Here is a 12,969-nt window from a genome sequence, read left to right on the forward strand (position 1 = left end):
GTTTTTTGAAGGCAAGGAAGAACCACCATGGGTACCAAGGAATCCACGCAGCGCCGTGCGCAGCGCGTCCGCCGCCAGATCAAGAAGGTCGCCGGCGAGCGTCCGCGGCTCTCGGTGCACCGCACGTCGAAGAACATCTACGTGCAGGTCATCGACGACGCCAAGGGCCACACCATCGCTGCCGCCTCGACGCTCGAGAAGGACCTCAAGGGTTCGCTCAAGACCGGCGCCGACACCGCGGCTGCCGCTGCGATCGGCAAACTGATCGCCGAGCGGGCTTCGAAGGCCGGCGTCAAGGAAGTCGTCTTCGATCGTGGCCCATACATCTATCACGGCCGCGTCAAGGCGCTGGCCGAGGCTGCCCGCGAAGGTGGGCTCAGCTTCTAATTTTTCGCCCCCGGTGACCCAAAGAGGCACCGGATATCATCATCAACCGTGCTTCCGGAAAAAAACAAGGAACAGGATATGGCACAGGAACGTAGGGATGGCGGCCGCGGCCGTGATCGCGAAGAGCGCGACGATGGCATGGTGGACAAGCTCGTCCACATCAACCGCGTCGCCAAGGTCGTCAAGGGCGGCCGTCGCTTCGGTTTTGCAGCACTCGTCGTCGTCGGCGACCAGAAGGGCCGCGTCGGCTTCGGCCACGGCAAGGCGCGCGAAGTGCCGGAGGCGATCCGCAAGGCAACCGAATCGGCCAAGCGCGACATGATCTTCGTGCCGCTGCGCTCGGGTCGTACGCTGCACCATGACGTCGAGGGACGCTGGGGCGCCGGACGCGTGCTTTTGCGCGCTGCCAAGCAGGGTACCGGCATCATCGCCGGCGGCCCGATGCGCGCCGTCTTCGAGACGCTCGGCATGCATGACGTGGTCGCCAAGTCGATGGGTTCGTCGAACCCGTACAACATGGTTCGCGCCACTTTCGACGCGCTGAAGAGCCAGATGCATCCGAAGGATGTGGCTGCCGCGCGCGGCATCAAGTATTCGACCCTTCAGGCTCGCCGCGGCACCGCCGTCGCGACTGAAGAATAGTCGACGCTGACCAGGGATTTTGACCATGGCCAAGAAAGCAACCAAGACCATCACCGTCGAGCAGATCGGTTCGCCGATCCGCCGGCCGAAGGAGCAGCGCGCGACGCTGGTCGGCCTCGGCCTCAACAAGATGCACAAGCAGCGCACGCTGGAAGATACGCCCTCAGTGCGCGGCATGATCGCTGCCGTCCAGCATCTCGTCCGCGTCGTGGACGAGGGCTGAGCAAGAGCGCAGGAGAAGCAAGATGAAACTCAACGATCTGCGTGACAAGGACGGCGCGACGCATTCCAAGAAGCGTCTCGGCCGCGGCATCGGTTCCGGCTCGGGCAAGACCGCCGGTCGCGGCGTCAAGGGCCAGAAGGCGCGCTCCGGCGTTGCCGTCAACGGCTTCGAGGGTGGCCAGATGCCGCTCTATCGGCGCCTGCCGAAGCGTGGCTTCAACAACATCTTCGCCAAGAGCTTCACCGTCGTGTCGCTGGCCCGCATCCAGGCCGCGATCGACGCCAAGAAGCTCGATGCGAAGGCGACCGTGACGGCCGAGGCCCTCGTCGCAGCCGGCGTCATCCGCCGCGTCAAGGACGGCGTGCGCGTGCTGTCCGATGGCGAACTGAAGGCGAAGCTCGCCTTCGACGTCGCCGGTGCCTCCAAGGCCGCGATCGAGAAGATCGAGAAGGCTGGCGGTTCGGTGAAGGTGGCGGAAAAGGCAGCCGCCGAGTAACGGCGATTTGAAGCGCGACCGGCAAGTGCGGACTTCGGTTTTGCCTCGAAACGCGCTTTGATCCGATCAATAAGGCGGCCGCGTCAACGCGGCCGCTTGCATGTTCAAGGTCCGGAGCTTATCTCGTGAGCTTCGGTGACACGCACCGCCTGAGCGGCAGGCCATCGAGCGTGACCAAGCGGAGAATCAGGCATGGCTTCGGCTGCTGAACAACTAGCCTCGAATCTGAATTTTTCGGCTTTCGCCAAGGCGGAGGACCTGAAGAAACGCATCTGGTTCACCATCGGCGCGCTGCTCGTCTACCGTCTCGGCACCTACATCCCGCTTCCCGGCATCAATCCCGACGCTTTTGCCCAGGCCTTCAGCTCGCAGAGCAAGGGCGTGCTTGGCATGTTCAACATGTTCGCCGGCGGCGCCGTGCAGCGCATGGCGATCTTTGCGCTGGGCATCATGCCCTACATCTCCGCCTCCATCATCATGCAGCTGATGACCTCGGTCATCCCGTCGCTGGAGGCGCTGAAGAAGGAGGGCGAGCAGGGCCGCAAGATCATCAACCAGTACACGCGCTACGGCACCGTGCTCTTGGCGCTGGTCCAGGCCTACGGCATTTCGGTCGGCCTGGAAGGCGGCAACGGCATCGTCAACGATCCCGGCATGTTCTTCCGCATCTCGACCGTCGTTACGCTGGTCGGCGGCACCATGTTCCTGATGTGGCTCGGCGAACAGATCACCGCGCGCGGCATCGGCAACGGCATTTCGCTGATCATCTTCTCGGGCATCGTCGCCGGCCTGCCGCACGCCATTTCCGGCACGCTGGAACTTGGCCGCACCGGCGCACTGTCGACCGGCCTCATCCTGGCCATCATCGTGCTGGCGGTCGTCGTCATTGCGCTCATTGTGTTCTTCGAGCGCGCCCAGCGCCGCCTGCTGATCCAGTATCCGAAGCGCCAGGTCGGCAACCGCATGTTCCAGGGCGACACTTCGCACCTGCCGTTGAAGCTCAACACGTCGGGCGTCATCCCGCCGATCTTCGCCTCCTCGCTGCTGCTGCTGCCGGCAACGATCGCGGGTTTCTCGCAGACCACCAACATGCCTGCCTGGGCAAGCACCATCCTGGCGGCGCTCGGCCATGGCCAGCCGCTCTATATGGCGTTCTATGCGGCGATGATCGCGTTCTTCGCCTTCTTCTACACGGCGATCGTCTTCAACCCGAAGGACACCGCCGACCAGCTCAAGAAGCATTCGGGCTTCATCCCGGGCTACCGTCCGGGCGAGCGCACCGCCGATTACATCGACTATGTTCTCACGCGCATCACCGTCGTCGGCGCCATCTATCTGGTGCTGGTGTGTCTGCTGCCCGAATTCCTGATTTCAGCGACTGGCGTACCATTCTACCTTGGTGGCACATCGCTTCTGATCGTGGTCAGTGTCACGCTCGATACGGTGGCGCAGATTCAGGGCCACCTGATCGCGCACCAATATGAAGGCCTGATCAAGAAGTCGAAGCTGCGCGGGGGGAAGAAGGCCAGATGAGGTTGATATTGCTTGGGCCGCCAGGAGCGGGCAAGGGGACGCAAGCACAGAGACTGGTGGAAAAACATGGCATACCCCAGCTATCCACGGGGGACATGCTGCGCGCTGCCGTTCAGGCCGGCACGGAAGTCGGCAAGCGCGCCAAGGCGGTGATGGATGCTGGCGAGCTGGTTTCCGACGCCATCGTCAACGCCATCGTGGCCGAGCGAATCGATCAGGCCGATTGCGCGAAGGGCTTCATTCTCGACGGTTACCCGCGCACCCTGGTGCAGGCGGATGCGGTTGAATCGATGCTCTCGGACCGCGGCCTCCATCTCGACGCGGTGGTCGAACTTGTCGTCGACGACAAGGCGCTGGTCGGCCGGATCGTCAAGCGTGCCGAAGAGGCCAAGGCGGCCGGACAGCCGGTGCGCAAAGACGACAATCCGACGGTGTTCGAGGAGCGCCTGAAGGAATACTACAAGAAGACCTCGCCGCTGATCGGCTACTACTATGCCAAGGGCAGGCTGAAGAGCGTCGACGGCATGGCCGACATCGATACGGTGACAAGAGAGATCGAAGCGGTGCTCAGATCGGTCACCCAGGCGGCGGCATAGAGAAAGTAGACGATTGCGCTTGACTGCGGCGGTCCGCTGGGGTATGGCGGCCCGTCTTCCATCAGGCATAAGCTTTGCTTGTCCGCAAGGGCAAGGCAGCCGCTTTGAACTGGAAACTCCCGCATGGGCCGGCCTCCACCGGACGCGGGGCAACTGAAGCGCCGGTTCGTCCGGCCCATATGGAGAAGAGAAGAACATGGCTCGTATAGCCGGCGTCAACATTCCGACCAACAAGCGCGTAGTCATCGCGCTTCAGTACATTCACGGCATTGGCAAGAAGTTCGCCCAGGAGATCGTCGACAAGGTCGGCATCCCGGCCGAGCGTCGCGTCAACCAGCTGACCGATGCGGAAGTGCTGCAGATCCGCGAGACGATCGACCGCGACTACCAGGTCGAGGGCGACCTGCGCCGCGAGGTGTCGATGAACATCAAGCGGCTCATGGACCTCGGCTGCTACCGCGGCCTGCGTCACCGCCGCTCGCTGCCGGTTCGCGGCCAGCGCACGCATACCAATGCGCGCACCCGCAAGGGCCCGGCCAAGTCGATCGCCGGCAAGAAGAAGTAAGTTTCGGACGGCTTGTCCGTCTCGCCCGGCAGCCTCGGCTGCCGGTTGCGTTTTCCCGGCAACTGAAAAACGGGAAGGGTGGAGCCGCTGGCACTACGGCGGTGTAGAGATCAACTGAAAGGAATACCATGGCCAAGGAAGCCGCTCGTGTTCGCCGTCGCGAACGCAAGAACATCTCGTCGGGCGTTGCCCACGTCAATTCGACCTTCAACAACACGATGATCACCATCACCGACGCGCAGGGCAATTCGATCGCCTGGTCGTCGGCCGGTGCCCAGGGCTTCAAGGGGTCGCGCAAGTCGACCCCGTTCGCGGCCCAGATGGCTGCCGAAGACGTCGCCAAGAAGGCCCAGGAACACGGCATGCGCATGCTCGAGGTCGAGGTCTGCGGACCCGGCTCCGGTCGTGAATCGGCGTTGCGCGCCCTGCAGGCGGCCGGCTTCACCATCACCTCGATCCGTGATGTGACGCCGATCCCGCACAATGGCTGCCGCCCGCGCAAGAAGCGCCGCGTCTAAAATTACCGAACGCCGCGCGAACGCCAAAAGCGTTCCTCCGCGGCATTCCAGGTCGCCCGCCACGATTGGATGGTGGCGGGGCAACGGAAGGAAAGCATCATGATCCAGAAAAATTGGCAGGAACTGATCAAGCCGAACAAGATCGAGTTCTCGGCGAAGAAGAAGACGCTGACCACGCTGGTCGCCGAACCGCTGGAGCGCGGCTTCGGCCTGACGCTCGGCAATGCCCTGCGTCGCGTGCTCTTGTCTTCGCTGCGCGGTGCGGCTGTAACCGCCGTGCAGATCGACGGCGTTCTGCATGAATTCTCGTCCATCGCCGGCGTGCGTGAGGACGTGACCGACATCGTGCTCAACATCAAGGAAATCGCCATCCGCATGGAAGGCGATGGCCCCAAGCGCATGGTCGTGCGCAAGCAGGGCCCGGGCGCGGTTCTGGCCGGCGACATCCAGACGGTTGGCGACGTCGAGATCCTCAACCCCGACCACGTCATCTGCACGCTGGACGAAGGCGCCGAAATCCGCATGGAATTCACCGTCGACACCGGCAAGGGCTATGTGCCGGCAGATCGCAACCGCGCCGAGGACGCGCCGATCGGCCTGATCCCGGTCGACAGCCTGTACTCGCCGGTCAAGAAGGTGTCCTACAAGGTCGAGAACACCCGCGAGGGCCAGGTCCTCGACTATGACAAGCTGACCATGACCATCGAGACCGACGGTTCGATCTCGGGCGAAGACGCGGTGGCTTTCGCCGCCCGCATCCTGCAGGACCAGCTTGGCCTGTTCGTCAATTTCGACGAGCCGCAGAAGGAAGTCGCGGCCGAGGCCGTCACCGAGCTCGCCTTCAACCCGGCACTGCTCAAGAAGGTCGACGAGCTCGAGCTTTCGGTGCGTTCGGCCAACTGCCTGAAGAACGACAACATCGTCTATATCGGCGACCTGATCCAGAAGACCGAAGCCGAGATGCTGCGCACCCCGAACTTCGGCCGCAAGTCACTGAACGAGATCAAGGAAGTCTTGGCGGCGATGGGCCTGCACCTCGGCATGGAAGTGCCGGACTGGCCGCCGGAAAACATCGAAGACCTCGCCAAGCGCTACGAAGATCAATATTGAGGCTCGAAAGAGCTTCCTGAACCCGGAATGAAGGAGAAGAGCCATGCGCCACGGATTTAAAGGCCGCCGGTTCGCCCGCAGCATAAGCCACCGCAAGTCTATGTTTGCCAACCTCGCCGTGTCGCTGCTCGAGCACGAGCAGATCGTCACCACCCTGCCGAAGGCGAAGGACTTGCGTCCGATCGTCGAGAAGCTGGTGACGCTCGGCAAGCGCGGCGACCTGCATGCGCGCCGCCAGGTGATTGCCCAGATCGGCAATGAAGGCGTCGTCAAGCGTCTGTTCGACACCATCGCGCCGCGCTACGCCACCCGCAACGGCGGCTATCTGCGCATCATGAAGGCGGGCTTCCGCCACGGCGACAACGCCGCGATGGCGGTCATCGAGTTCGTCGACCGCGATACCTCGGCCAAGGGCGCCGGCGACCGCGCCCGCATCGAGGCCGAAGGCACCGACGAGGAAGCCGCAGCCGCATAAGGCTCTGGTATCTGAGAATGTTCGAAGGGGCCCGCGGGCCCCTTCTTGCATTCTGGAGCCAGCGCCTGGACGACTGCGCGGCCCAAGCCCAGGCTTTTCCGCGATAATAATCGGATTTCAGTGCATTAGCCTTTCATTTTGCACAATCGTCGGGACAATGGCGCCCGATTTGGAGGATTCGGAATGCGCATGAAACGGCTGTCCCTTGTACTGATCTGCGCCCTCATGGCGCTGGCCTTCGTGCCGGCTGCCAGGCAGGCGCTGGCCGAAGACGCCCCCAAGACCGCCGATCCTGGCCTGTCCGACGTGCTGACCGATCTGCTGCATGGCGTCGAGGGCGAGAACGCGACCTCCGGCCCCGACAAGCGTGTGCCGTTCGGCCGCGAGGAGGTGCAGCTGTCCTTTGCGCCGCTTGTCAAGCAGACGGCGCCGGCCGTGGTCAATGTCTATGCCTCGCAGACGGCCAAGGTGACGTCGCCCTTCGAAGGCGATCCGTTCTTCGAGGAGTTCTTCGGGCGGGCGCAGCCACGCGCGCAATCCTCGCTGGGCTCCGGCGTGCTGGTCGATCCAAGTGGTGTGATCGTCACCAATTTCCACGTCATCAAGGGCGCCGACGAGGTCAAGGTGGCGACTGCGGACGGACGCGAGTTCACCAGCAAGGTCATGCTCAAGGACGAGACGCTCGATCTGGCCGTGCTCAAGATTGCTTCCGACAAGCCGTTTCCGGTGATTGCCATCGGCGATTCCGACGCGCTCGAGGTCGGCGACCTGTTGCTGGCCATCGGCAATCCGTTCGGTGTCGGCCAGACCACCACCAGCGGCATCGTTTCCGCACTTGCGCGCAGCCATATCGGCGTTTCGGATTCGGGCTATTTCATCCAGACCGATGCCGCCATCAACCCCGGCAATTCCGGCGGCGCCCTGATCAACATGGGCGGCCAGCTGGTTGGCATCAACACGGCGATCTACAGCCGCAGTGGCGGCTCGATCGGCATCGGCTTTGCCATCCCTTCGAACATGGTGCGCGCCTTCGCCGACGCCGCCAAGGCCGGGCTCGACTTCTTCGAGCGGCCCTATATCGGCGCCGAATTCGAGGCGGTGACGCCGCAGATCGCTGAATCGCTGGCCATGGAGAAGCCGACCGGCGCGCTGGTCTCGTCCGTCGATGTAGCCGGACCTGCCGGCAAGGCTGGCCTCAAGCCTGGCGATGTCGTGCTGTCGCTCAACGGCACGTCTGTCGAAAGCATCGAGGCGCTGGATTACCGGATGGCGACGCTGTCGATTGGCACCAAGGCCAGCTTCGCCGTGCTGAGCAAGGGCCAGCAGGCGACGATGGACATCGCGCTGGAGCGGGCGCCGGAGGGCGCCAAGGCCTCCGAAGTGACGCTGCACGGCCGCAGTCCGTTTTCGGGCGCCAAGGTCGCCGAACTGTCGCCCCGGCTTGCGCAGCGGCTTGGCCTGCGCACGGACGTCAAAGGCATCGCCGTGGTCGATATCAATCGCGATTCGCCCGCCGCCGATTTCGGCTTCCAGCCGGGCGACATCGTGCGTGAAGTGAATGGTACTTCCATCGATACGGCAGCGACGCTGGCACAGATAGCCCAGCAGGATACGCGCTGGTGGCGCTTTACCGTCGAGCGCGGCGGGCAGATACTGCGCCAGGTGTTGCGTTACTGAGCCCGGCGCCTGAAGGGCGTCCGGCTCCAACCAAAAGACCAGCATGGCCGATCTGTTCAGCGTCGATGAACCAGAAAGGACGCCGCCCGGCCGGCCGCTGGCCGACCGGCTGCGCCCGAGAAACCTTGGCGAGGTCGTCGGCCAGGAGCACCTGACCGGGCCGGATGGTGCACTGACCAGGCTGATCGGTTCCGGCTCGCTCGGCTCGATGATCTTCTGGGGCCCGCCAGGCACCGGCAAGACCACGGTCGCGCGATTGCTCGCCGGCGAAACCAGTCTCGCCTTCGAACAGATATCGGCGGTGTTTTCCGGTGTCGCCGACCTGAAGAAGGTGTTCGAGGCGGCGAAACTGCGCCGCGCCAATGGCCGCCAGACACTGCTCTTCGTCGACGAGATCCATCGCTTCAACCGCGCCCAGCAGGACAGTTTCCTCCCGGTCATGGAAGACGGCACGGTCGTGCTGGTCGGCGCCACCACCGAGAACCCGTCCTTCGAGTTGAACGCCGCGCTTCTGTCCCGCGCACGCGTGCTGGTGTTCCATTCGCTGGGCGAAGAGAGCATCGCGAAACTCCTGGTGCGCGCCGAGGAGACCGAGGGCAGGGAGCTGCCGCTTGACGACGAGGCGAGGGCGATGCTCATACGCATGAGCGATGGCGACGGCCGTGCGTCGCTGACGCTGGCGGAGGAAGTCTGGCGGGCAGCCAAGGCCGGCGAGGTGTTCACTCCGGAGGGCCTGCAGCGCATCGTCCAGCGCCGCGCGCCGATCTATGACAAGGGCCAGGACGGCCACTACAATTTGATCTCGGCGCTGCACAAGTCGGTGCGCGGTTCCGACCCGGATGCGGCGCTCTATTATCTGGCGCGAATGTTCGACGCCGGCGAGGATCCGCTCTATCTCGGGCGCCGGCTGGTGCGCATGGCGATGGAGGATATCGGATTGGCCGACCCGCAGGCGCTGGTCGTCGCCAACGCCGCCAAGGATGCCTATGACTATCTGGGCTCGCCCGAGGGCGAACTCGCTTTCGCCGAGGCCACGGTCTATCTGGCCACCGCACCGAAGTCGAATGCCGTCTACACCGCGTTCAAGGCGGCGACGCAGGCGGCGAAGGAGCACGGCTCGCTGCTGCCGCCCAAGCACATCCTCAACGCGCCGACGAAATTGATGAAGGAAGAGGATTACGGCGCCGGCTATCGCTACGACCATGACGAGCCAGACGCCTTTTCCGGTCAGGATTACTTTCCGGAAAAGATGGGCCGGCGGACCTTCTACGACCCGCCCGAGCGCGGCTTTGAGCGCGATATCCGCAAGCGGCTGGAGTATTGGGCGAAGCTGCGCAGCGAGCGGGAAAGGTAGGCTTGGCGCGCGCGGCCGTCCACTGATCTGAAGTGGAGCGACGTACTCCAAATATTACTGTTCGCGATGGCCGCCGGCCGTTTGGGCGATATGCGATGGCATTGTGCCGGGAAACAAAAAACCTTATCAAGGCGCACGACCTGGGCGGTGGTCGCTGCCAAGTCTCTTGGTGATAATCATTCGGAACAGGAAGCGCGCCCGGCGCGAGCAGAAAATGACAAAAACGCTTCGCAAATCCCTTCGCCAGCTGGTCATAGCGGTGCCGCTGCTTGCGCTCGGTTTCTACTTCATTCCGATCCTGACCACGATCTGGATCGTCTGCGGCCTGATCGACGTCCTACGCAACGCCAACAAGAACCTGTCGCTGTTCCGCGGCTATTTCCTCGGCAACGGCATCTTCACCTGGCTGCTGTCGCCCTTCAACCTACTGGTCGACCTGCTTTGCTACAGGAACCCGGGCGTGTGGAAGCTGGAGCAGTTTCCAGCGGACTATCAGCGCGAGGTCAACGAGGTTTTAGACGTCTTCAAGTCGCGCAAGGATGAGATCATCGCCGATATCGATGCCAATTTCGGCACCGGCCGCCGGGGCATGTATGTCTACCAGTGGTACGGCAGGCACAAGATCGATAACGTCGCCGAATTCAACAAGGATTTCAAATATATAAAGACGATCGCCGTATCCGTTTTCAGGGGCAAGGAATCGACCTCCTGGCATTTCGGGCCACTGCGCCTCAGCCTGCGCATCCTCTACAACCTCATCCCGGTGAAAGCCGAGGTTTTCGTCGAGTGCAACAACGTCAAGAACTATTGGCACGACAATCCGCTGTACATTTTCGACGACACGCTGCTGCACCGCTCGGTCAACGAATATGACGGGCGCCGCTACTGCGTGTTCATGGACATCATCCGTCCGTCGCCGTTTCCGCGCCTGATTTCGGCGCTGCTTGCCATCGTCTCGGTCAGCGTCGAGCGGATCAATTCCATGTTCTACAAGAACTGGAAGATGATCGGCTCCAGCAAGCCGAAGAAGGTCGGCGCGAACTGAAATAGCGATCAAGGACGGTAGACCGGCGATGATTGATCTCCTTCTCGTTGCCGTGGGCGGGGCCATTGGGTCCGGTATCCGCCATTTGCTGAACTTCGCCGCATTGCGCTTTGCCGGCCCGAATTTTCCCTGGGGCACGATGGCGATCAACGTCGTCGGCTCTTTTGCCATGGGCGTGTTCATTGCGATCATGGCGCGGCGCGGCGGATCGAACGAGCTTCGGCTGTTCATCGCCACCGGCATCCTGGGTGGCTTCACCACCTTTTCGGCTTTCTCGCTCGATTTCGCGACGCTGTGGGGGCGGGGCGAGGCGCTGCCGGCGTTCGGATACGCGCTTGTCAGCGTCATTGGCGCGATCTTTGCCCTGTTTCTGGGTCTTTGGCTCGCAAGAACCGTTTCATAGTGCTATTGCCGCGGCTTCCCAGACGGTAAAGCGAGAAAAATGGCAGGCGTAGAGCAGATCACAGTGGAGGCCGGCGAGGCGGGCATGCGGCTCGATCGCTGGTTCAAGACCCATTTCCCGGGTCTCGGTTTCGGCCATCTGCAGAAGCTGCTGCGCTCCGGCCAGATCCGCGTCGATGGCGGCCGGGTGAAGGCCGACACGCGTGTCGAGCCCGGCCAGATGGTCCGCGTGCCACCGCTCGAAGTCGACAAGAAGGGCGAGAGCCCGCTCACCGGGCACTCGATCCGCAACCAGGGCGATGCCGACGTGCTCGCCAAGATGCTGATCCATGAAGATCCGAAGGTCTTCGTCTTCAACAAGCCGGCGGGTCTGGCCGTCCAGGGCGGCTCGGGCGTCACCCGCAATGTCGACGACATGCTGGAAGCCTGGCGCAACCAGAAGGGCGAGAAGCCGCGCCTGGTGCACCGGCTCGACCGCGACACGTCAGGCGTGCTGGTCGTTGCCCGCACGCGGCTTGCTGCGATGAAGCTCTCCGAGGCGTTCCGGGCGCGCGAGACCAAGAAGACCTACTGGGCCCTGGTCAAGGGCGTTCCGCCGAAGCGCGAGGACAAGATCTCGACATGGCTGATCAAGGAGCCGACCGCGGACGGCGATAGGGTGCGCGTGGCCGCGCATGGTGAAAAGGGCGCCGATCACGCCGTGTCCTATTATCGCGTCATCGAGCAGGCGGCACAGACGATGACCTGGCTGGAAATGGAGCCCTATACCGGCCGTACCCACCAGCTTCGCGTTCATGCCGCCCATATCGGCTGCCCGATCATCGGCGACCCCAAATATTTCGAGGCCGATACCAACTGGGACTTTCCGGGCGGCATTCAAAATCGCCTGCATCTGCATGCGCGGCGCATCGTCATTCCGCACCCGGACAAGGGCGTCATCGATGTGACCGCGCCGATGCCGCCGCATATGCGCCAGAGCTGGAACCTGATCGGCTTCGACGACGCCAGCGCGGAGGACTGAGATTGGCAATTGCGCCCGCATTGGATCGTCGCGACGCGGTCGACCTGGCGGCGGCGGCCATCATGGTCGGGCTGACGTTTTCCTGGGGGCTCAACTACGTCGCCGCAAAAATCTCCTATGCAGGCTACGACCCGGTTTTCCTGTCGATCGCACGCTCGATCATCGGCGGCCTCTGCGTATTCGGCTGGTGCCGCTGGCGCGGTATTGCGCTGTTTACGCCGGACAAAACCCTTGTCTCGGGGGCCTTGGTGGGCGCGCTGTTTGGCGTCGAGTTCCTGTGCCTCTATGTCGGGCTCGAACACACCACCGTTGCCCGCAACACGCTTCTGGTCAACACCATGCCATTCTGGGTGCTGGTCGGCGGTCACTTTCTGCTCGACGAGCGCATCACGGGGCGCAAGCTTGTCGGCCTTCTTCTGGCATTTGGCGGACTGGCCGCGGTCTTCTCCGACAAGATGAGTGCCGTCGGTGGCTCGACATTGACAGGTGACCTTCTCAGCCTCGCCGCCGGCATCCTCTGGGCTCTGACCAGCATCGTCATCAAGCGCTCGAAGCTGGCCGAAACCAGCGCCGAGAAGTCGCTGCTCTATCAATTGGCCGGTGCCGTCGTCGTCGGTGTCCTGGTGCTGCCTTTCGCCGGCCCATCAATCCGCGACTTTGCCGCATTGCCGACATTGGCGCTGCTGTTCCAGGCCGTTTACGTCGTCGCCTTCACCTATGTGCTGTGGTTCTGGCTGCTCAGGCGCTACCCGGCATCCGGCCTGTCGAGCTTCACCTTCCTGTCGCCGGTGTTCGGCGTGCTGTGCGGCGCCGTGATCTTGAGCGAGCCGCTGACCGTGCGTATCTTTCTGGCACTCGGCCTGATCGCGGCCGGACTGATCATCGTCAACCGGCCGGTGCGCAAGCAAATCCCCGGATAGGAAGT

At 63.1% G+C, this 12,969-nt stretch carries 16 protein-coding genes; all 16 read left to right on the forward strand.

The window, feature by feature from the left end; translation table 11 throughout:
- Positions 1–27 precede the first annotated feature (27 nt).
- Positions 28–387 (forward strand): 50S ribosomal protein L18, encoded by a 360-nt coding sequence (gene rplR, locus D3227_RS17000; protein ID WP_006205451.1) that lies wholly within the window; start codon positions 28–30, stop codon positions 385–387.
- Positions 388–465: 78 nt separating this feature from the next.
- Positions 466–1,029 carry a 30S ribosomal protein S5 gene (gene rpsE, locus D3227_RS17005; protein WP_006205450.1) on the forward strand — a complete coding sequence of 188 codons (564 nt, stop codon included), beginning with the start codon at positions 466–468 and terminating at the stop codon, positions 1,027–1,029.
- A gap of 25 nt (positions 1,030–1,054) precedes the next feature.
- Positions 1,055–1,252 (forward strand): 50S ribosomal protein L30, encoded by a 198-nt coding sequence (rpmD, locus tag D3227_RS17010; RefSeq protein ID WP_006205449.1) that lies wholly within the window; start codon positions 1,055–1,057, stop codon positions 1,250–1,252.
- Positions 1,253–1,274: 22 nt separating this feature from the next.
- On the forward strand, positions 1,275–1,748 hold the full coding sequence (gene rplO / locus D3227_RS17015) for a 50S ribosomal protein L15 (RefSeq protein ID WP_120015235.1): 474 nt from the start codon (positions 1,275–1,277) through the stop codon (positions 1,746–1,748).
- A 192-nt stretch (positions 1,749–1,940) separates the two neighbouring features.
- Positions 1,941–3,281 (forward strand): preprotein translocase subunit SecY, encoded by a 1,341-nt coding sequence (gene secY, locus D3227_RS17020; protein ID WP_120015236.1) that lies wholly within the window; start codon positions 1,941–1,943, stop codon positions 3,279–3,281.
- On the forward strand, positions 3,278–3,877 hold the full coding sequence (locus D3227_RS17025) for an adenylate kinase (RefSeq protein ID WP_120015237.1): 600 nt from the start codon (positions 3,278–3,280) through the stop codon (positions 3,875–3,877). Before secY ends, D3227_RS17025 begins: the two co-directional genes overlap by 4 nt.
- Before the next feature lie 196 nt (positions 3,878–4,073).
- The gene (gene rpsM / locus D3227_RS17030; protein ID WP_006205445.1) at positions 4,074–4,442 is read left to right on the forward strand and encodes a 30S ribosomal protein S13; all 369 of its coding nucleotides are present in this window, start codon (positions 4,074–4,076) and stop codon (positions 4,440–4,442) included.
- A 128-nt stretch (positions 4,443–4,570) separates the two neighbouring features.
- Positions 4,571–4,960, forward strand: a complete 390-nt coding sequence (gene rpsK, locus D3227_RS17035) for a 30S ribosomal protein S11 (RefSeq protein ID WP_006205444.1) — start codon at positions 4,571–4,573, stop codon at positions 4,958–4,960.
- A 99-nt stretch (positions 4,961–5,059) separates the two neighbouring features.
- Positions 5,060–6,070: a DNA-directed RNA polymerase subunit alpha gene (locus D3227_RS17040; protein ID WP_120015349.1), complete on the forward strand. Its 1,011-nt coding sequence runs from the start codon at positions 5,060–5,062 to the stop codon at positions 6,068–6,070.
- A 43-nt stretch (positions 6,071–6,113) separates the two neighbouring features.
- The gene (gene rplQ, locus D3227_RS17045) at positions 6,114–6,545 is read left to right on the forward strand and encodes a 50S ribosomal protein L17 (RefSeq protein WP_023682598.1); all 432 of its coding nucleotides are present in this window, start codon (positions 6,114–6,116) and stop codon (positions 6,543–6,545) included.
- A gap of 183 nt (positions 6,546–6,728) precedes the next feature.
- Positions 6,729–8,222, forward strand: a complete 1,494-nt coding sequence (locus D3227_RS17050; protein ID WP_120015238.1) for a DegQ family serine endoprotease — start codon at positions 6,729–6,731, stop codon at positions 8,220–8,222.
- Between the two features lie 43 nt (positions 8,223–8,265).
- On the forward strand, positions 8,266–9,576 hold the full coding sequence (locus D3227_RS17055) for a replication-associated recombination protein A (protein WP_120015239.1): 1,311 nt from the start codon (positions 8,266–8,268) through the stop codon (positions 9,574–9,576).
- Positions 9,577–9,790: 214 nt separating this feature from the next.
- Positions 9,791–10,621, forward strand: coding sequence for an aspartyl/asparaginyl beta-hydroxylase domain-containing protein (locus D3227_RS17060; protein WP_120015240.1), 831 nt, complete (start codon positions 9,791–9,793; stop codon positions 10,619–10,621).
- A 28-nt stretch (positions 10,622–10,649) separates the two neighbouring features.
- Positions 10,650–11,024 (forward strand): fluoride efflux transporter CrcB, encoded by a 375-nt coding sequence (gene crcB / locus D3227_RS17065; protein WP_120015241.1) that lies wholly within the window; start codon positions 10,650–10,652, stop codon positions 11,022–11,024.
- A gap of 39 nt (positions 11,025–11,063) precedes the next feature.
- Complete coding sequence (locus D3227_RS17070; RefSeq protein ID WP_120015242.1) at positions 11,064–12,044, forward strand: RluA family pseudouridine synthase; 981 nt, start codon at positions 11,064–11,066, stop codon at positions 12,042–12,044.
- Positions 12,045–12,106: 62 nt separating this feature from the next.
- A complete protein-coding gene (locus D3227_RS17075; RefSeq protein WP_245451786.1) occupies positions 12,107–12,964 on the forward strand; it encodes a DMT family transporter in 858 nt (285 codons plus the stop codon).
- Positions 12,965–12,969 lie beyond the last annotated feature (5 nt).

This window comes from Mesorhizobium waimense (genome assembly GCF_003601975.1).
Lineage (GTDB): Bacteria > Pseudomonadota > Alphaproteobacteria > Rhizobiales > Rhizobiaceae > Mesorhizobium > Mesorhizobium waimense.